16 protein-coding genes are annotated in these 18,463 nt (G+C 66.7%); 3 read left to right on the forward strand and 13 right to left on the reverse strand.

Features of this window, described 5'->3' with window-relative positions; translation table 11 throughout:
* Positions 1-10: 10 nt before the first annotated feature.
* A complete protein-coding gene (locus Ga0080574_RS04255) occupies positions 11-898 on the reverse strand; it encodes a polysaccharide deacetylase family protein (protein ID WP_076695452.1) in 888 nt (295 codons plus the stop codon).
* A gap of 189 nt (positions 899-1,087) precedes the next feature.
* Between Ga0080574_RS04255 and gcvA the strand changes: the two genes are divergently transcribed.
* Positions 1,088-2,095 (forward strand): transcriptional regulator GcvA, encoded by a 1,008-nt coding sequence (gene gcvA / locus Ga0080574_RS04260; protein ID WP_156876277.1) that lies wholly within the window; start codon positions 1,088-1,090, stop codon positions 2,093-2,095.
* Between the two features lie 257 nt (positions 2,096-2,352).
* On the opposite strand, the gene Ga0080574_RS04265 is transcribed toward gcvA, so the two are convergent.
* The 5 genes from Ga0080574_RS04265 to Ga0080574_RS04285 form a co-directional block, all read right to left on the reverse strand.
* On the reverse strand, positions 2,353-3,465 hold the full coding sequence (locus Ga0080574_RS04265) for an ABC transporter permease (protein WP_076695456.1): 1,113 nt from the start codon (positions 3,463-3,465) through the stop codon (positions 2,353-2,355).
* A 1-nt stretch (position 3,466) separates the two neighbouring features.
* Positions 3,467-6,202 (reverse strand): ribosome-associated ATPase/putative transporter RbbA, encoded by a 2,736-nt coding sequence (gene rbbA, locus Ga0080574_RS04270; RefSeq protein ID WP_076695458.1) that lies wholly within the window; start codon positions 6,200-6,202, stop codon positions 3,467-3,469.
* The gene (locus Ga0080574_RS04275; RefSeq protein ID WP_076695460.1) at positions 6,199-7,263 is read right to left on the reverse strand and encodes an HlyD family secretion protein; all 1,065 of its coding nucleotides are present in this window, start codon (positions 7,261-7,263) and stop codon (positions 6,199-6,201) included. The genes rbbA and Ga0080574_RS04275 overlap by 4 nt, the downstream gene beginning before the upstream one ends.
* Positions 7,264-7,345: 82 nt before the next feature.
* Positions 7,346-7,852, reverse strand: coding sequence for a MarR family winged helix-turn-helix transcriptional regulator (locus Ga0080574_RS04280; RefSeq protein WP_083716765.1), 507 nt, complete (start codon positions 7,850-7,852; stop codon positions 7,346-7,348).
* 277 nt (positions 7,853-8,129) lie between these two features.
* Positions 8,130-9,326 (reverse strand): MFS transporter, encoded by a 1,197-nt coding sequence (locus Ga0080574_RS04285; RefSeq protein WP_237219319.1) that lies wholly within the window; start codon positions 9,324-9,326, stop codon positions 8,130-8,132.
* 187 nt (positions 9,327-9,513) lie between these two features.
* Between Ga0080574_RS04285 and Ga0080574_RS04290 the strand changes: the two genes are divergently transcribed.
* Positions 9,514-10,416, forward strand: coding sequence for a LysR family transcriptional regulator (locus Ga0080574_RS04290; RefSeq protein ID WP_237219320.1), 903 nt, complete (start codon positions 9,514-9,516; stop codon positions 10,414-10,416).
* A 169-nt stretch (positions 10,417-10,585) separates the two neighbouring features.
* The gene (locus Ga0080574_RS04295; protein WP_076695466.1) at positions 10,586-11,464 is read left to right on the forward strand and encodes a ferric iron reductase; all 879 of its coding nucleotides are present in this window, start codon (positions 10,586-10,588) and stop codon (positions 11,462-11,464) included.
* A gap of 165 nt (positions 11,465-11,629) precedes the next feature.
* Here the strand turns inward: Ga0080574_RS04295 and lpdA are convergent, their stop codons facing one another.
* The 7 genes from lpdA to Ga0080574_RS04325 all read right to left on the reverse strand — a co-directional run bounded on the left by lpdA (position 11,630) and on the right by Ga0080574_RS04325 (position 18,451).
* Positions 11,630-13,024 carry a dihydrolipoyl dehydrogenase gene (gene lpdA / locus Ga0080574_RS04300; protein WP_076695468.1) on the reverse strand — a complete coding sequence of 465 codons (1,395 nt, stop codon included), beginning with the start codon at positions 13,022-13,024 and terminating at the stop codon, positions 11,630-11,632.
* A 4-nt stretch (positions 13,025-13,028) separates the two neighbouring features.
* Positions 13,029-13,772 (reverse strand): dihydrolipoamide acetyltransferase family protein, encoded by a 744-nt coding sequence (locus Ga0080574_RS26825; protein WP_335743517.1) that lies wholly within the window; start codon positions 13,770-13,772, stop codon positions 13,029-13,031.
* Between the two features lie 62 nt (positions 13,773-13,834).
* Complete coding sequence (locus Ga0080574_RS26830) at positions 13,835-14,299, reverse strand: biotin/lipoyl-containing protein (RefSeq protein WP_335743518.1); 465 nt, start codon at positions 14,297-14,299, stop codon at positions 13,835-13,837.
* 1 nt (position 14,300) lies between these two features.
* Entirely contained in the window at positions 14,301-15,314 is a 1,014-nt protein-coding gene (locus Ga0080574_RS04310) for an alpha-ketoacid dehydrogenase subunit beta (RefSeq protein WP_076695470.1), read from the reverse strand.
* Between the two features lies 1 nt (position 15,315).
* The gene (locus Ga0080574_RS04315) at positions 15,316-16,551 is read right to left on the reverse strand and encodes a thiamine pyrophosphate-dependent enzyme (RefSeq protein ID WP_076695472.1); all 1,236 of its coding nucleotides are present in this window, start codon (positions 16,549-16,551) and stop codon (positions 15,316-15,318) included.
* Complete coding sequence (locus tag Ga0080574_RS04320; RefSeq protein WP_076695474.1) at positions 16,548-17,315, reverse strand: SDR family NAD(P)-dependent oxidoreductase; 768 nt, start codon at positions 17,313-17,315, stop codon at positions 16,548-16,550. The genes Ga0080574_RS04315 and Ga0080574_RS04320 overlap by 4 nt, the downstream gene beginning before the upstream one ends.
* Entirely contained in the window at positions 17,312-18,451 is a 1,140-nt protein-coding gene (locus Ga0080574_RS04325; protein WP_380659126.1) for an acyl-CoA dehydrogenase family protein, read from the reverse strand. The genes Ga0080574_RS04320 and Ga0080574_RS04325 overlap by 4 nt, the downstream gene beginning before the upstream one ends.
* Positions 18,452-18,463: the final 12 nt, after the last annotated feature.

Below are 18,463 nucleotides of genomic sequence, written 5' to 3' on the forward strand. Positions count from 1 at the left end.
ACTATGTCGGCTAGTTACCGGAGGCCGGAAACAGGCCCGCGTAGTGGTCGGCAATCTCGCCCGCCGTGGCAAACCAGATGTCATCGGAATGCTGGTTCAGGAAATCGAGAACGCGCCGGAACTGGCGGATGCGGAACGGCTGGCCGACGATGAACGAGTGGATGGTGATGCCGCAAGCCAGCGGCTGGCGTTTGGACTGCTCCAGCATCTCGGCGACATTGTCGATACACATATCCGCGAAAGCCGATGCGGTGCCATCGTGCAGCACGATCATCGGCACGTCGTTGACCTCATGCGGATAGGGCACGCTGAGGAGCGGGCCGTTCTTTGTCGACATCCATGTCGGCTGATCGTCGATGGGCCAGTCCAGCGAGTATTCGTAGCCGAACTCCGCCAGCAGATCCTCGGTGACCGCGCTGGGATGCGCGCCGGGGCTCATCCAGCCCCTGGGCTGGGTGCCACCGTTGCTCTTGATCGCCTCGGTGACCTCCCGGATCATTTCGCGCTCGTCTGCGGGCGTCAACTGGTTGGGATGCTCGGAATTCGTCTGGCCATGCGCGACGATTTCGTCGCCCCGCGCCGCAAAGGCCCGGATCAGTTCGGGGCAATGATCGTAGCAGGCGGTGTTCAGCAAGACGCTCAGCGGCAGCTTGTACTCTTCATAGAGCTCCATAAGCCGCCAGCCGCCAACCCGGTTGCCGTATTCCCGCCAGCCCCAGTTGTAGGAGTTGGGGTGATCCAGCCCCGGCGAATACGGCAGGCCGCCTCCGGTCCCGTAGGAAAAGTGCTCCACGCAGAGCGCCGTATAGACGGCGAGCCTCTTGCCCCCGGGCCAGGAGAAATCCGGGCGGTCGGTGATTGCGCGGTAGGGAAACCTGGTGTTCGGCTGGATTTTCATCAGTGGATCTCAACTCTTTGGCGTCGCCCCGAAACGGTCGCAGACAACGGTGGGACGCCAGGGTTCCGTCAGGGGTCATCCGCACCCGGCCTGGCATGGATGTTAATCATGCCACCATCGGATTGACTTGTGCAAAAGAGTTTTCCTGCTACGGTGTATTACTTTGAATTATCCACCTCTGGGGGCAAGATGGCGCGCCGGTTTCCTTCGCTCAATGCGCTTCGGACCTTCGAAGCGGCTGCACGGCATCTCAGTTTTTCGGCGGCGGCGGATGAGCTGAGCGTGACGCAGGCGGCGGTGTCCCGTCAGATCCGCGCTCTGGAAGAGGATCTCGGCGTCCGGCTGTTCAAGCGCATGACCCGCGCCGTCGATCTGACCGAAGAGGGCACCCTGCTCTTCCCGCCGCTGCGCGATGCGCTGGATCAGATCGAACGCGCCACCAACCGGATCTGGGGCAACAAGGGCAGCGGGATCCTTACGATTTCCGTTCTGCCGACATTTTCGGTGAAGTGGCTCATGCCGCGGCTTCTGGATTTCTCGGAGAAGCATCCGGATATCGAGGTTCATCTGGTGAACTCAATCAAGCCCGTGGATTTCGAGAAGGAGGAAATCGACCTAGCCATTCGCGTCGGAACCGTCGAGGCCGGGCTGAAGACCGAAGGCAGGCCGCGCATTGACCTGGTGATGGCCAAGGCCTGGGCACAGCTTCAGGTCGAGCCGCTCCTGCCCGACGAGCTGATCGCCGTGGCCTCACCGGGCTATATCGAGCGGCATGGCGAGCTGACCGACGCAGCACAGGTCAGCGGTGTGACCCTGATCAACATGGCGACACGGCCGAATGCCTGGAGCGATTTCTTCAAGGCCATCCGCTGGGACGTCGACATGCGGCAGCACGATCTTTCCTACGGGCATTTCTTCATGTCGATGCAGGCCGCGATCGAAGGGCGCGGGATCGCGCTGGTGCCCCAGGTTCTGGCGCAGGGCGATCTTGCCGCCGGCCTGCTCGTCCCCGCCATGCACCGCCGGATTACCAGCGACGGCATGTACTTCCTGATCGGGCGAAAGCGCTCGTGGGAACAGGGCAAGGTCAAGATCTTCAGGGACTGGCTGTTGCAGGAGGTGAAATCCTCTGCCGGCGGTCGCCGAATGACGGCCACGTCCGAAATCGGCCGGGCGGCGGCGAAGCCGGCTGGCTGACCCGGGCTTGCAGGTCACGTTCAGACTTCGACACTTCCCGCACACGCTCGCGCACCGCCTCCCGCAGCGATCTGCCAAGCGTCAGGGCCAGCCTGGCGGTAGATGACACCTTTCTGTAACAACCGAGGATCGCGGTGGCGCGACGAAGGCCAGTCACAGCGCGACCGGCGCGCCGCGAGTTCATCGGGGCGCAAACCGAAACCGCTTGGGTGATCGGTCGAAATGCGGGCCGGTTCTGGCTCGCTGCGCCGCTCAGTCTAGTTCAGAAAACCTCTGAACGACCTCAGCGACACGACGAAGAACACCGCCGCGATCCCGGTGAGCCACAGCATCTGCGGCCAGACCACATCCAGACCGGCGCCGCGGAACAGCACCGATTGCGACAGAATCACGTAGTGGGTGTTGGGCGCGATGAGCATGATGTTCTGCACCAGCTCCGGCATCGACTCGCGCGGGGTCTGGGCGCCGGAAAGCACCTGCAAGGGCAGCAACACGAGGATCATCATGATGCCGAATTGCGGCATCGAGCGCGCGAAGGTTGCCAGAAAGATCCCCAGCGAGGCGGTGGCGAAGAGATGCAGCGCCGTGCCCAGCATGAAGAGCGCCAGAGAGCCCTGTAGCGGGATGCCCAGCACCATGTTGCACATCACCACCAGCGCGAACAGCGTGCCCAGGATCACCACGAGCGACATCGACCAGAGCTTGCTGATCATGATCTCCAGCGGCGTGACCGGCATCACCAGAAGATGCTCGATCGTGCCGTGTTCGCGCTCGCGGATCAGCGCCGCGCCGGCGAGGATCAGCGCCAGCAGGGTCACGCTGTTGGCGATGCCCATCACCGCCTGGAACCAGCCGCCGTTGAGTTCGGGATTGAACCGGGCGCGCAGTTGCAGATCGACGGGCGGCTGCGGGTCCGCGCGGTAGCCGTCGAGGAATTCGGAGACCTCTTCGGACACGATGGTCTGGACATAGCCCGCGCCGGAAAACGCCTGGGCCATCTGAGTGGCGTCGACATTGAGCTGAATCTCCGGGCGCTTGCCGGCCAGTAGATCGGCCTGGAAATCCGGCGGGATATCCAGCGCGAAGGTGTCGAGCCCCTCGTCCATGCGCCGGTCCATCTCGTGCCAGCCGATGCGGCGGGGCTCGGTGAAAAACGGCGGCTGAAACGCCTGCTCGATGCGCAGACTGAGCGGTGACTGGTCCTCATCGACGATGGCGATGGGGGCGTGATTCAGTGTCTCGCTGGCGGAGTTCGCCGACGAGGTGATTTGCAGGGTGAAGGAGAACAGGATCAGGAACATCATGATCGGATCGCGCGCCAGCCCACGCAGTTCCTTGATCCCGAGATGAAAGACATTGCCCAGATCCATCTCACTTCTCCTGTTTGCGCATCAAGAGCGCGCCGAGGCCGATCAGCACCGGGATCGACAGCGCCAGCGGCCAGAGCGCCGAGGACAGCTCGGAAAATCCCAGCCCCTTGGAAAAGGCGCCGCGCGAGATGGTCATGAAATGGGTGGTGGGATAGGCGCTGGATATCAGCGCGCTGAGCCCCTCCATCGAGGAGACGGGCGTGACCATGCCGGAAAACTGCACGGCGGGCAGGATCGTCCCCAGCGCGGTGGCAAAGACCGCCGCAAGCTGGCTTTTCACGAAGGCCGAGATCACCAGCCCCATGGCGGTGGCCGCCGAGACATAGAGCACGCCCGCCAGAAGGAAGAAGGCCAGATCGCCGGTGAAGGGCACCCGGAAGAGAAAGATCGCCAGCAGTGTCAGAAGGATCAGATTGACCACGGCCAGCACCGTATAGGGCAGTTGCTTGCCGAGCAGGAATTCCAGCCGGGTCACCGGAGTGACGTAGAAATTGGTGATCGAGCCCAGCTCGCGCTCGCGCACCACCGAGAGGGCCGAGAGCATGGCGGGAATGAGCAGCAGGAGGATCGGGATCACCGCCGGCACCATGGCCACGAGGCTCTTGATGTCGGGATTGTAGCGATAGCGCAGTTCCAGCCCGAAATCACCCGCCACCGCGGCGGGCCCGTAGGCCTCGCGCATGCCGGAGCTCAGCCAGCTCTGATGCATGCCCTGCACATAGCCCATCGCGGTTTCCGCCCGCGTCGGGTTCGATCCGTCGATCCAGCCGCCGACCTCCACATCGCGGCCCCGCAGCATGTCGCGCCCGAATTCGGGCGGGATCTCCAGCGCGAGATCGAGCAGGCCCGCGCGCATGCGCCGGTCCATGTCGGCGTAGCTGGTGATCGGATCCTGTTCGACGAAATAGCGCGAGCCGGAAATCTGGTCGATGTAATCGCGGCTCACCGTGGACTGGTCGTAATCGAGCACGGCAAAGCGCAGATCCTCGACATCCATGTTGATGCCGTAGCCGATCACCAGCATCAGCAGCAGCGAGCCGAAGACCGCCAGCGCCGCGCGGATCGGATCGCGGCGCAGCTCCATCGCCTCGCGCATCGCATAGCTCAGCATCCGGCGCAGCCCGAAGGTCGCGGGGCCGGAAGCCGGCTCATGCGGCGCGGGTGCGCCCGGGGTTGCCTCGGGCGCCTCTTCGGTGACGGTTTCGCCGGTGGCCTCTTCCAGATGTGCGATGAACGCCTCTTCCAGCGTCTCCGCGCCGGAGTCCGCGACGATCTGCGCCGGGCGGTCCGAGACCAGCACCCGGCCCGCATGCATCAGCGAGATGCGGTCGCACATCATCGCCTCGTTCATGAAATGGGTCGAGACAAAGATCGTCACCCCGTCGTTGCGCGACAGGTCCGCGAGGCTCTGCCAGAACGCATCGCGCGCCACCGGATCGACGCCGGAGGTCGGCTCGTCGAGGATCAGGATGTCGGGCGCGTGGATCATCGCCACCGCCAGAGACAGCCGCTGACGCAGCCCCAGCGGCAGCGCATCGGGGCGGGAATTCAGCACCTCGCCCAGATCGAAGCGGGCGACCATCTCGTCGATGCGGCCCGGAATGTCTTCGAGCGGGATCTTGAACAGCCGTGCATGCAGGTCGAGGTTCTGCGCCACGGTCAGCTCGCCATAAAGCGAAAACGCCTGGCTCATATAGCCCACGCGCCGGCGCACGGCGATGTCCTGCGGGTCGACCTCCTTGCCGAAAAGCTTCGCGGTGCCGTCGCTTGCCTCCAGCAGCCCGGTGAGCATTTTCATCGTGGTGGTCTTGCCGCAGCCGTTGGAGCCGAGAAAGCCAAAGATCTCGCCCCGGGGAATGCGGAAACTCACCCGGTCCACGGCGGTGAAATCGCCGAAACGCTTGGTCAGCCCCTCGGCCTCGATGGCGTAATCGCCGTCCTCTTCGCGGATCGGCGGGATCACCACCTCCTTATGCGCGGCGCGCTCGTCCTCGGGCAGAAGCGCGATGAAGGCGGCGTCGAGCGTATCGGTGCGTGTGCGCGCCATCAGCGCGTCGGGCGCACCGGTGTCGAGCACCCGCCCGGCATTCATCGCGATCAGCCAGTCGAAGCGCGCCGCCTCTTCCATATAGGCGGTCGCCACCAGCACGCTCATGCCGGGGCGCCCGGCGCGGATGCGGTCGATCAGATCCCAGAACTGCCGGCGCGACAGCGGGTCGACGCCGGTGGTGGGCTCGTCGAGGATCAGCAGGTCGGGGTCGTGGATCAGCGCGCAGCAGAGCCCCAGCTTCTGCTTCATCCCACCCGAGAGCTTGCCCGCCGGGCGGCCGCGAAACGGCTCCAGCCCGGTGGCGCGCAGCAGATCGGCGATCCGGCCCTCACGCTCGGCGCGGTCCTGATTGAAGAGCCGCCCGAAGAAGTCCACGTTCTCGAAGACCGACAGCGTCTCGTAGAGGTTTTTCCCCAGCCCCTGCGGCATATAGGCGATGCGGGGGCAGACCTGCTGGCGATGCCGGGCCGACCGCATGTCGCCGCCCAGAACGGTCAGCGTGCCCTCCTGCATCGTCCGGGCGCCCGAGATCAGCGCCAGCAGGCTGGATTTGCCGACCCCGTCCGGGCCGATCAGCCCGACCATGTGGCCGGAAGGGATATCCGTGGACACGCTGTCGAGCGCCTGCACCTTGCGGTAGGAGAGGCTGACATCGCGGATTTCTGCGATGGCGGAAGGCGTGGTCATTCGGCGAGCGTCTGCTGAAGAAACTCAGGCCACTCTGCCTCGGGATCGACACGCACATAGGCCATGCCGGGCAGGCCGGTCTTCACCTGCGTGATATAGCGCTGCAACAGATCCGGGTCGATCCGGGCGCGGACCCGGAAGGTCAGTTTCAGCCGTTCCTGCTCGGTTTCGACGGTGCGCGGGGTGAACTGCGCCACATCCGACACGAAGGAGACGCTGGCCGGAATGGCGATCTCCGGCGCGGCATCCATGACCAGCCGGACCTCGGTGCCGATGCCGGTGCGGCCGGCCTCTTCGGTGGGCAGGAAGAAGCTCATATAGACATTGGAGACGTCGATCATGTTGATCACCCGCCCGCCGGCGCCCAGCACCTCGCCGGGTTCGGCGAGGCGATACTGCACCCGCCCGTCGCGCGGCGCGGTGAGCGTGGCATCTGCGATCTGCACCTCGATCCGGGTGACCGAGGCCTGCGCCGCCTCGACCGCGGCCTGCGCATCGACGATCATCGCCTCGGCAGAGCCGATCGCCACCTTGGCGGCGGCCCGCGACGCCTGCGCCGAGGCCAGCGCGGCGCGGGCCCGGCGTTCGGCGGCGCGGTCGTCATCCAGCGTCTGCTGCGAGACGGTATTGCTCTCGGCGAGGCGCTCGGAGCGTTCCAGGCGCGTGGCGGCGGCATCCAGATCGGCCTGCTGCAATTCGACGGTCGCCTCGGCGGCGTCGAATTCCGCCTGCCGCTGCGCCACGAGGCTTTTCGCTGTCTCCACGGAGATTTTTGCCCGGCGAAGCTGCGCGGCGGCCTCGGCGCGCTGCGCGGTAAGCTCGGTGGTGTCCATCTGCGCCAGCACGTCGCCCGCGGTGACGAAATCGCCCTCGGAGACCAGAACATCCTCCAGCCGCCCGCCGGTCTTGGCCGCGATGTCGATATCCACGGCCTCGAGCCGGCCATTGGCGCTCACGAGCCCCTCCGGCTGCCCGTTTGTCGCCAGCCCCTGAAAGGCCATCCAGCCCACCAGAGCCACGATCACGACCCCCAGAGCCAGCCATTTCGGTTGCAGTTTCATTCAAACCCTCATTTCTGGACAGGCACGGACCCCGATCCGGTCTGCCTGTTTCCCGTCTCTTGCCGATGACGCAGGCCGGCCGTCATCCCAGACCTGCGATAGTGTCGCGCGGCGTGTCGCGACCCGCCTCTGAAAGGGCCAGATGCTCTGTGGTCACACGCCGGATATTCTCCAGATACCGTGCCACCACCTCCAGCTCCGCCGCGGTGAATTCATCCGTGATCTGCGTATAATGCGCGTGCAGCGCGGTATAGTCCTGCAAGGACTGCGCGGCGGCCTCTTTATCCAGAGAGATCAGTACGCCGCGTCGGTCCTTCGGGTTCGGCTGGCGCGAGATCAGGCCGGCCGTCTCCAGTCTCAGAAGCAGGGCGGTGACCGCGCCCGATGTCAGCCCGAGCGCATGCCCGATCTCTGTCGGGCTCATCGGGGCCTCGTATTCCCCCAGCAGGCAAACCGCCCGAAAGTCCGTCGAATGCATTTCACTCGACTGCGCGCTATGCTCATAAACCACCTCGATCTGCTGCATGAGACGCAGCAGCGCCTTGCCCACGCGGCGCACGGCGCCGTATCTGTCTGGCCTGTCACTCATACTTTATCTTAATGGAAAAGATACTTTACCGTAAAGGAAGTTTTCGGTCACCCGTCATGCAAAAAGCGGGGATAGCAAACGAGGGCGAGCGCGGTGATCTGAAGGCCGGGCTTTGAGCTGTGGGAATCGGTCTCGCCGGACACACGGTTCGGGCTCCGCCTGCACCGGGCCGACCGGGGAGAGCTGGATCTCGACGAGCGGCTGAGCCTGACCGGCGCGCGCCCCTCGGTCGCCGCGATACACGTCACCCCGACCCGGGCGCCCTTTTTCGGGCGCCCTATGGTTTTCCTGCCGGAAACCCGTGGTCCCGCGCCGCAAAGCTCAGCCCCCAGGCCAGGGCGATCAGGATCAACAGGCTCGGCGCCAGGCTCTCCGGCCCCAGGCGCCCGAGCAGCAGCCCGCCCGCCAGCCCGCCGCCGGCAATCGCGGTGTTCCACATGGTCACCAGCATGGATTGTGCCAGATCCGCCGCCGGGCCGGCAGCCTTGGCGCTGGCGGTCTGGAACAGCGTCGCGCAGCCGCCGAAGGCCAGCCCCCAGATCGCGCTGGCCGCATAGATCGCCGGCGGCGCATCGCGCCAGAGCCAGAACATCCCCGCCGCCAGCGCGAAAAGCGCGATACTGGCAAGGGTGAGCGCCCGCAGCCGGCTGTCGATCAGCACCCCGACGATCCAGATGCTGACCAGCGAGGCAAGGCCGAAGACCAACAGCACGGCATCCGTGCGTTCGACCATCCCGGCGCCGGCTAGGAAAGGCGCGATGTAGGTATAGAGGATGTTGTGGGCCAGCACGAAGCTCAGCACCACGCCGAGCACCGGGCGGATGCCGGGGAGCCTCAGAACGCTGCGCAGGGTGCGGCGCCGGCCTGCGGGCGCTCCGGCGAAATCGGGCACCTTGGCCAGCACCCAGACGATCAGGACCAGCGTCAGAAGGCTCATCAGGCCGAAACAGGCGCGCCAGCCGAGGATCGCCCCGAGGAAGGTGCCGGCGGGCACGCCGAGCGACAGGGCGAGCGGCGTGCCCGCCATGGCGACGGCAATCGCCCGCCCTTTCAGGTGATCGGGCGCCATGCGCGCGGCATAGCCCGCCGCCAGCGCCCAGAGCAGCCCCGCCGCGACCCCGGCGACGAAGCGCGCCAGCAGCGTCAGCGCATAGCTGGTCGACAACGCCGTGACCGTGTTCGCGATCAGGAAGCCGACGATGGCAGTCATCAGCAGCGGCCTTCGGCGCAGGCCCTGCGTCAGGGTCGTCAGCGGGATCGCGGCCACCAGCGAGCCGATGGCATAGACCGTCACCAACTGCCCGGCCCCGGCCTCCGAGACGCCCAGCCCCTGCCCGATGGCAGGCAGCAGCCCCGCCGGCAGGGCTTCGGTCAGGATGGTGATGAAAGCCGCCATGGAGAGCGCCAGCAGACCCGCCCAGGGAAACGCTGCCCCGGTGGCGCGGGCCGTGGCTGTCATGGGCATATCACTCATGGGTGGCCTCCCGCGCATCGGGGGCGGAGCGCCCATCGGGCAGAGCACGGCCTGTCACCCGAGCCGATCGGAAAGTGCAGATCATCTTGTGTCCTCAGTCGGTTGAAATGTCTGAGCGACTCTGAGGGCTTTGCCATTGCGGAAAAACAGGCTTCAATTCCGATGACTTCGGACTAAAATGTCCGCCATGCCGATCCCCACGGACAGCCTCGGCGCCCTGAACGTCTTTGTGCAAGCGGCGGAAACGCGCAGCTTCACCGTCACCGGGCGGCAGCTCGGCGTGTCCCCGTCGGCGGTGGGCAAAGCGATCGCGCGGCTCGAGGACCGGCTCGGTGTGCGACTGTTCCACCGCTCGACCCGGGCGATCACGCTGACGCCGGAGGGGCAGATGTTCCTCGAACGCTGCCGCCGCGTGCTGAGCGAGATGGCGGCGGCGGAGGCGGAGCTGGCACAGACCCGCACGCGCCCCGCCGGGCAGTTGCGCGTCAGCCTGCCACGGGTCGGGATGCTGATGATGCCGACCCTCTCGGCCTTCATGCGGGCCTGGCCCGAGATCGCGCTGGATCTCGATTTCAGCGACCGTCTGGTCGATGTGATCGAGGAGGGATTCGACGCGGTGATCCGCACCGGCGCGCCAACGGATTCGCGCCTGATGACGCGCCGTCTCGGCACTTCGCGCTTTCGCATCGTCGGCGCACCGGCCTATTTCGAGCGGCACGGCATGCCCCGGAGCGTCTCGGACCTGACCCGGCATCGCTGCCTTCATCACCGCTATCCCAGCACCGGCAAGCTCGAACCCTGGCATATCGACGGAGTGCCGGATAGCGCGCTGCCCCGCACGGCGATCACCAGCGCCATAGAGCCGCTGCTCGACATGGCCGAGCACGGCCAGGGCATCGCCTGCCTGCCCGATTTCGCCGTGCGCGCCCATTGCGCCGACGGGCGGCTTGTCGCGCTGTTCGACACTGCGGTGACAGGCACCGCCGAGTTCCGCATCTACTGGCCGTCGAGCCGGCACATGTCGCCGAAGCTGCGGGTCTTTGTCGACTTCATGGCCGGGACGCTGTTTGCGGACGAGCCGAAAGGATGACCGGCACACAACGGCCCGGAGGCGGCCATATCCCGACCTCCCGCTGATCGCCGGCGCGGCAAAGCTCTGACTCTGCCCCTTGCCGAGAATAAGATACGCGGGCGTCCGATGTCCGAAAACGCCCCGCTCAATGGTCTTGTTGTCGAGGCAAATGACGAGGCGAGACATCATGAGCGACGGCAGTCCCGACCCGAAAGGGACCGACCGGCATCGGCTTCAGACGGCACTTGAGGCGATTGCGCTACCCGGCGGCGCCCGCGCCTCCTGCGATATCTCAGAATCGGCCCGTAACGGACTGACATGTCATGATTATTTCACGGACGACGCGGCGCTGGAGGAGGCCTTTGCCTACCAGCGCAGCTTTTGCGAAGGCGCCGACCGCAAGGCCTGCGCGACCTTCATGCTGTCGGATTATCTCGCGACGCTGATGGCGGTGCTCGCGCCGCTTTTCGTCATCCACCGGATCGTGCCAAGCCTCGCCCCGGACGACGTGGCGCTGCGGTTTCAGACCGAAGCGACGCCGCCCGACCACCCCGGGCCGCCGCTGCGGCGGATGCATCTCTGCTTTCTCTCGCCCGATCCCGCCGCGACCGGCGGGCAGGCCGAGCGCGCCCCGACGCCGGAGCTCACCGACCGGTTCCGCAGCGAGATCGAGCGTCATTCCGCGCCGCTGATCTCGCGGCTGAGTGCTCTCACCGGCCTTGCCCCCGCCGCGTTCTGGCGACTGGTCGCCGATGCGATCGCGGCGGCGTTTCTCATGGCCGGAAGGGAGATCGGAAGGCAGCCCATGACCAAGGATCTGGCGCTGAAGATCATGAAAGGCGCGGGCTCGCCGCTGCACAACCCGCAACTGCATTTCTTCGAGCTCGATCTGGCCGATGGCAGCGAACCGCCCCGACTCATGTCCTTTCGCGGGCGCGGCGGGTGCTGCCGGTTCTATGCGGTCGAGGGCGGCCGGCTCTACGCCACCTGCGTGCTGAAAGCCCCTGCCCCGCGCGACCGGGATCTGCGCAGCGCCATGCGGCGACGGCTGGGTCTCGGCGGCTGACAGGCCGGAGTCCCATAAATTTTGTAAGTTTTTTCTTCGCCGCATGTCCCGGGCATGTCGTGCCAATCGTCATCTAGACGGACGAATCAAAGGGGCGCGCAGACCGGCGCCGATCCGAACGCGGCGCGCACCGACCGACATGCCGGACGAGACCGGATGCTCCGCCTAGATATGCAAGGCAAGGCCGCGTCCAGAAAGCGCCGCTTCCTGTAGCGTCTCGCCCAGCGTGGGATGGGCGTGGATCGTTTCCGCGATATCCGTCAGGGTCGCGCACATTTCGATGGCCAGCGCGAATTCCCCGGCCATTTCGGCGCAACCGGCGCCCACCGCCTGAATGCCCAGAACAAGCTCGTTCTGCTTGTCATAGACCACCCGGACAAAGCCGTCCTTGCGCTCCAGTGTCAGTGCCCGCCCGTTGGCCTGAAGCGGAAAGACGGCGGTGGCGGTTGTCTCCTGCGCCGCGCGGGCGGCGTCGGGCAGAAGGCCCACGGTGACGATCTCGGGATCGGTGTAACAGACGGCGGGGATGCAGCGCTTGTCCCAGTGCGCGCTGTCTCCGGCCAGGTGTTTCGCCACGATCTCGCCCTGTGCAAAGGCACGATGCGCCAGCATCGGGTCGCCGGTCACGTCGCCGATGGCATAGACGCCCCGCATCGACGTTTGGCACTGCGTGTCGATCCTGATGAACCGGCCCTCCATATCGAGCGACAGGGACTCGATCCCCGTCCCCTCGATCACGGGGCGGCGCCCGACCGCGACCATGACCTTCTCCGCCGCGATACCGGTCTCCTCATCACCGCGCGCCACGGTCAGGACAGCTTTCTCGGCATCATGCGCCTTTGCCTGTACGCCAAGCTCGAAGGCGACGCCAAGCGCCTTCATCCGCGCCATGACAGGCTTGGTCAGCGCGGTGTCGTATTGCGGGAGGATCGTCTCTGCCGCCTCGACCACGGTGACCTTGGTGCCGAGCTTGGCATAGGCGCCGCCGATCTCCAGCCCGATATAGCCACCGCCGACGATGGCCAGCGTCTCGGGCCGTTCGGTCAGGCCCAGCGCGTCGGTCGAGGACAGCACCGCCCCGCCAAAGGGCAGCCCCGGCAGGTCTGCGGGCACCGACCCGGTGGCAAGCACCAGCGCCTCGCAGCGGATGGTGACCGGCTCGGCATCGGTCTCGACGCGCACGGTCTTGCCGTCGACGATGGTGGCGGTGCCCTCGATCTGCCGGACGCCGGCCTTGCGCAGGAGCCCCGCCACCCCGGATGTCAGGCCCTCGACGATGCCGTCTTTCCAGACCTGCGTGCGGGAAAGGTCAATCCCCGGCGCGCTCGCGCTCAGCCCCAGGGCGGAGTCTCCCCGCGCGGCTTCGGTCAGAACATGGTGCTTTTCCGCGACATGGATCAGCGCCTTGGACGGGATGCAGCCGACATTGAGGCAGGTGCCGCCGACGCGGGCCTTCTCCACGACGATGGTGTCGAGCCCCGCCTGTCCCGCGCGCACCGCGCAGACATAGCCGCCCGGGCCGCCGCCGATCACCAGCACCTTGCAGTTGAGAGTGTTCATGGGCTCAGCCTTTCACAAAGATCATGGCGGGGGTTTCCAGCATGGATTTGATCCGGTTGACGAACAGCGCCGCGTCCCAGCCGTCGATCACGCGATGATCGAAGCTGGCCGAGATATTCATCATTTTGCGCGGCACGAAGCGGGTGCCGTCCCAGTGCGGCCGCGTGGCCATGCGGTTGACGCCGAGGATGGCCACTTCGGGCCGGTTGATGATCGGGGTGGTGGCCAGCGCGCCGAGCGGGCCCAGCGAGGTGATGGTGATGGTCGAGCCCGTGAGCTCCTCGCGCCGGGCCTTGCCGGCGCGGCAGGCCTCGGCCAGCCGTCCGATTTCCGCCGCCGTATCGAACAGATCGCGCCGTTCCGCGTGCCGCAGGACGGGCACGATCAGCCCGGTATCGGTCATCGTCGCGATCCCCGCATGCACCGCGCCATACCGGTGGACCGCGCCGGCATCGTCGTCGTAATGCGCGTTCATCTCGGGGTGTTGTTCGCGCAGCCTGACGAGCGCCGCAGTCAGGAAGGGCAGCATGGTGAGCTTTGGCCGGTCGCCGCGCTCGGCGTTCAGCTTGCTGCGCAGCGTCTCGAGATCGGTGACGTCGATTTCCTCGACCACGGTGATATGCGGGATGCGGCTGTTCGCCTCGCTCATCCGTTCGGCGATCTTGCGGCGCAGACCGGTGACCCTGATGGTCTCGTCCGGCGCCGTGGGGCGTATGTCGGGCGCCTGCGGCGACCAGCCGTCAAACACCGCGTCGAGATCCGCCTGGGTGATCCTGCCCGCCGGGCCGCTGCCCCGGACCTGGCGCAGATCTATCCCGCCCTCGCGTGCCCGCGCCCGGATGGCGGGCGAGGCCAGAACGGCGGCGCCTTCGGGACGCGGCGGCGTAGCCGGGCCGCTTGCCGCCGCGGGCCGTGCCGCCGGCGCGGCGGCGGGTTTCTCGGGCGCCTTTGCCGCGACCGGGTCGGGGCGGCGGCGGGCGCCTGCGTGTCGGCCTCTGGTGCCGGGTCGCCGTCTGCGCTGTCTGCCTCCGGCTGGTCAGTCTCTATCTTCAGGAGCGGCGCGCCGACGGCCAGCGTGTCGCCGACCTCGCCCGCGACCCAGACGACCTTGCCGCTATAGACAGAGGTGATCTCCACGGTGGCCTTGTCGGTCATGACCGCGGCGACAGGATCGTCCTCCCGGACGTGATCGCCGGGTTTGACCTGGATCTCGGCCAGTTCCGCCTCGGTGACGCCTTCGCCGACATCCGGCAGCTTGATGGTTCTCGTCGCCATGTCAGTCCTCCAGCGCGGTTTCGAGAGCCCGGGCGACACGCTCGGGTCCGGGGAAATAGCTCCATTCCTGAGCGTGCGGATAAGGCGCGTCCCAGCCGGTGACCCGCAGGATCGGAGCCTCGAGATGATAGAAGCAGGCCTCCTGCACGACGGCGATCAGCTCGCCGGCAAAGCCCGAGGTCTTGGTGGCCTCGTGCAGCACCACGCAACGCCCGGTCTTGCGGACCGAGGCCTCGATGGTCTCCAGGTCGAGCGGCAGAAGCGATCTGAGGTCGACGATCTCGGCGTCGATCCCGGTGGCTTTCGCCGCCGCCTCGGCGACAAAGACCATGGTGCCATAGGCCAGCACCGTCACCGCGCTGCCTTCGCGGTGAATGCGGGCCTTGCCGAGCGGGACGGCATAATGCCCGTCCGGCACCTCGCCCAGCTCATGCGATTTCCAGCCCTGCGACACCGCGGTGTGATCGCCGCTGAACGGGCCGTTATAAAGCCGCTTCGGCTCCAGAAAGATCACCGGATCGGGATCCTCGATAGAGGCGATCAACAGCCCCTTTGCATCGTAGGGGTTGCAGGGCTGCACGACTTTCAGCCCGGCGACATGGGTGAACAGCGCCTCGGGGCTCTGGCTGTGGGTCTGGCCGCCGAAGATGCCGCCGCCGGTCGGCATCCGGATGACCATCGGGCAGGAGAACTGCTGATTGGACCGGTGCCGCAGCCGGGCGGCTTCCTGGGTGATCTGATCGTAGGCGGGAAAGACGTAATCGGCGAACTGCATTTCCACGCAGGGTTTCATGCCCTGCGCTGCCATGCCGACGGCGAGGCCGACAATGGCGCTTTCGTTGATCGGCGTGTCAAAGACGCGCGGTTCGCCGTATGTCTTCTGAAGCCCCGCCGTGCAGCGGAACACGCCGCCGAAATAGCCCACATCCTCGCCGAAGACGACCACGCCGGGATCGGTCTCCAGCATCACATCCATGGCGCTGCGCAGCGCCTCGATCATCGTCATGCCAGCCATGTCAGACCCCCATTTCCTGGCGCTGCCGGCGCAGATGTTCCGGCATCTCCGCGTACACGCCTTCGAGAATGCCGCGCGCGGACATGTCCTGCGGCTCGACCTGCGTGCCGGCGGCCTCGACCTTTTTCTGGACCTCGCGGATCTCCGACAGGATCTCCGCCTCGGCCTGCGCGTGACGCTCCTCGCTCCAGTCGCCGCGCGCGATCAGATGCGCCTTGAGGCGCTCGATGGGATCTCCGAGCGGCCAGGCCGCGGCCTCGTCCCTTGGCCGGTAGGCGCTGGGATCGTCGGAGGAGGAATGCGCGGCGGCACGATAGGTGACCCATTCCACAAGCACCGGCCCGTGGCCGGCGCGCGCCCGTTCCGTGGCCCATCTGGTGACCGCCGTCACCGCCAGATAATCGTTGCCATCCACCCGCAGCGCCGGAACGCCGTAGCCGAGCGCCCGCGCGGCATAGGAGTGTCCGCGCCCCTGCGCGACGCCGGTATAGGTCGAAATGGCCCACTGGTTGTTGACCACGTTGAGCAGCACCGGCGGGTTGTAGACCGAGGCCGAGAGCAGCGCCGTGTGGAAATCGTTCGATGCCGTGGCCCCGTCGCCGATCCAGCCGACGGCGATGTCGTCGCCGCCGGTCAGCGCGTTGGCCATGGCCCAGCCCACCGCCTGCACGAACTGGGTGCCGAGATTGCCGGAGATCGAGAAAAACCCGTAATCCCGCGCGGAGTGCATGATCGGAAGCTGGCGCCCCTCCAGCGGATCGAAGGCGTTGGAATAGAGCTGCCCCAGCAATGGCTCTAGCGGATAGCCCGCCGAGATCAGCAGGTTCTGCTGCCGGTAGGTCGGGAAATTCATGTCGCTCTTGCGCAACTGCCGCTGGACGGCGCAGCCGATGGCTTCTTCGCCGGTAAGTTGCAGGTAGAACGAGGTCTTGCCCTGCCGCTGCGCGTTCATCATCCGCTGGTCGAGGAGGCGCGACGTCATCATGTCCCGCAGCCCCTGAAGCAGCGCGTCGGCCTGTCCCTCGCCGAGATACTCGGCCCAGGGGCCAACGGCCTCGCCCGCGTCGTTCAGCACGCGGATCAGGCCGTTTGCGTGATCCGCGCAGCCGGTCGCCGCCACATCGAGCGGCGGCACGCCGAAGGTCTCGGCCTCGGCAAGGTGCAGCCCGGAGAAATCCGGTGTTCCGCCCGGGCGCGCCGGCGGACCGGGAAAGGTCAGAGAGGTCTTGAGGGTCATTTCGAGGTCATCCTCGTGGCGGCGTCGAGACGGATCACGCTGCCGTTGAGCATGGAGTTCCCGACGATGGAGGTTGCAAGTTCGGCGAATTCATGTGGCGCGCCGAGCCGTCTGGGGAATTCCGAGGTTTCGGCGAGGGCGTCCTGCACCTCCTGCGGAAAGCCGGTCACCATCGGCGTCGCAAAGACCCCGGGCGCGATGGCCATGACCCGGATGCCGTGGCTGGCCAGATCGCGCGCCATGGGCAGGACCATGGCGGCCACCGCGCCCTTGGAGGCGCCATAGGCCACCTGACCCATCTGGCCCTCATAGGCGGCAATCGAAGAGGTCAGCACGATCACCCCGCGCTCTCCGTCCGGGCCCATGGGGCTCGCCTGCGTCATGCCGGCGGCGGACTGGCTGGCGGCGTTGAACGTGCCGGCGACATTGACGCTCAGCACGCGGGCGAAGAGGGCCGCGTCATGCGGTGCCCCGCGCGAGACGGTCTTGGCCGCGGGCGCGATGCCGGCGCAGCAGATCAGGATGCGCTCCTGACCCTGAGCCTTGCGCAGGGCCGCCAGCGCGGTGGCGAGGCTATCGGGGTCGGTCACATCCGCCGCGGCGCCATGGCCGCCGATCTCGTCCGCCACCGCCCGCGCGCCCCCGGCATCGAGATCGAGAATGCCCACGGGGGCACCGCTCTGCGCGAGATGGCGGGCCACCGCCGCGCCCAGCCCGGAGGCGCCGCCGACCACGACGGCCGGTGTGTCTGGTCCGATATTCATGCTGATGCTCCGCTGTTGAAATGCCGTGCGATGATCATGCGCTGCACGTCGGAGGTGCCTTCGTAGATCTGGCAGACCCGCTGATCGCGGTAGATGCGCGCGAGGCCGTATTCTTCGAGATAGCCATAGCCGCCGAGGGCCTGGATCGCGGCGCTGGTGACGGTCTCCACCATCTCGCTCGCGATCAGCTTGGCAATGGCGGCTTCGCGCAGGCAGGGCGCGCCCGCATCCTTGAGCCGCGCGGCATTCAGCACGAGCTGACGCGCCGCCTCGATCCGCGCATCCATATCGGCAAGGCGGAACGACATGGCCTGATGCTCGATGAGCGGCTTTCCAAAGGACGTGCGGTCTTGGCTGTAGTCCAGCGCGATGCGGAACGCCGCCTCCGCCATGCCGACCGACTGCGCCGCGATGCCGATGCGCCCGGCCTCGAGCGAGGAGAGCGCGATGGAATAGCCTTTCCCTTCGTCGCCGATCCTGTTGCCGGCGGGAATACGCAGATCTTCGAAGCTCAGCGCGCAGGTGTCCGATGCCTTCTGGCCAAGCTTGGCTTCGGCGGCGCCGACGATGAACCCGGGCGTATCGTTCTCGACATAAAAGGCCGAGATGCCCCGCTTGCCCGCGCCGGGATCGGTCACCGCAAAGACGATGGTGGCGCCGCCGATGCGCGCCGAGGAGATGAACTGCTTTGACCCGGTCAGCACATAGTGATCGCCGTCGCGCCGCGCCTGGCTGCGCAGGGCGGCGGCATCGGTGCCCGCCTGCGGCTCGGTCAGGGCAAAGGAGCCGATGAAGCGGCCTTCGGCGGCGGGCCTCAGCCACTGTTCCTTTTGTATGTCAGTGCCGTAGCGGTCGAGGATGGCGAGAAACGGGGCGTTGTGCACCGACATCATGGTCGAGACGGCGCCGTCGCCCGCCGCGATTTCCATCAGGGCCAGCGCATAAGAGATGTAATCCGCGCCGACCCCGCCCCAGTCGGGCGGGATCGTCATGCCGAGAAAGCCGAGCTCTGCCAGCGTGTCGCGCAGCCCGGGCTCGATTTCTCCCGCCGCCTCGCGCGCCGCCGCGCCGGGCGCCAGCACCTTGCGGGCGATATCGCGGGCGGTGTCGCGGATCATCCGCTGTTCGTCGGTCATGTTGGGGCTCAT

Source organism: Salipiger abyssi, from assembly GCF_001975705.1.
Lineage (GTDB): Bacteria > Pseudomonadota > Alphaproteobacteria > Rhodobacterales > Rhodobacteraceae > Salipiger > Salipiger abyssi.

Bases quoted from the DNA above. Each gene is read 5' to 3' on its own strand.
- Ga0080574_RS04255 (WP_076695452.1), bottom strand. From the start codon at position 898: ATGAAAATCCAGCCGAACACCAGGTTTCCCTACCGCGCAATCACCGAC.
- gcvA (WP_156876277.1), top strand. From the start codon at position 1,088: ATGGCGCGCCGGTTTCCTTCGCTCAATGCGCTTCGGACCTTCGAAGCG.
- Ga0080574_RS04265 (WP_076695456.1), bottom strand. From the start codon at position 3,465: ATGGATCTGGGCAATGTCTTTCATCTCGGGATCAAGGAACTGCGTGGG.
- rbbA (WP_076695458.1), bottom strand. From the start codon at position 6,202: ATGACCACGCCTTCCGCCATCGCAGAAATCCGCGATGTCAGCCTCTCC.
- Ga0080574_RS04275 (WP_076695460.1), bottom strand. From the start codon at position 7,263: ATGAAACTGCAACCGAAATGGCTGGCTCTGGGGGTCGTGATCGTGGCT.
- Ga0080574_RS04280 (WP_083716765.1), bottom strand. From the start codon at position 7,852: ATGAGTGACAGGCCAGACAGATACGGCGCCGTGCGCCGCGTGGGCAAG.
- Ga0080574_RS04285 (WP_237219319.1), bottom strand. From the start codon at position 9,326: ATGAGTGATATGCCCATGACAGCCACGGCCCGCGCCACCGGGGCAGCG.
- Ga0080574_RS04290 (WP_237219320.1), top strand. From the start codon at position 9,514: ATGCCGATCCCCACGGACAGCCTCGGCGCCCTGAACGTCTTTGTGCAA.
- Ga0080574_RS04295 (WP_076695466.1), top strand. From the start codon at position 10,586: ATGAGCGACGGCAGTCCCGACCCGAAAGGGACCGACCGGCATCGGCTT.
- lpdA (WP_076695468.1), bottom strand. From the start codon at position 13,024: ATGAACACTCTCAACTGCAAGGTGCTGGTGATCGGCGGCGGCCCGGGC.
- Ga0080574_RS26830 (WP_335743518.1), bottom strand. From the start codon at position 14,299: ATGGCGACGAGAACCATCAAGCTGCCGGATGTCGGCGAAGGCGTCACC.
- Ga0080574_RS04310 (WP_076695470.1), bottom strand. From the start codon at position 15,314: ATGGCTGGCATGACGATGATCGAGGCGCTGCGCAGCGCCATGGATGTG.
- Ga0080574_RS04315 (WP_076695472.1), bottom strand. From the start codon at position 16,551: ATGACCCTCAAGACCTCTCTGACCTTTCCCGGTCCGCCGGCGCGCCCG.
- Ga0080574_RS04320 (WP_076695474.1), bottom strand. From the start codon at position 17,315: ATGAATATCGGACCAGACACACCGGCCGTCGTGGTCGGCGGCGCCTCC.
- Ga0080574_RS04325 (WP_380659126.1), bottom strand. From the start codon at position 18,451: ATGACCGACGAACAGCGGATGATCCGCGACACCGCCCGCGATATCGCC.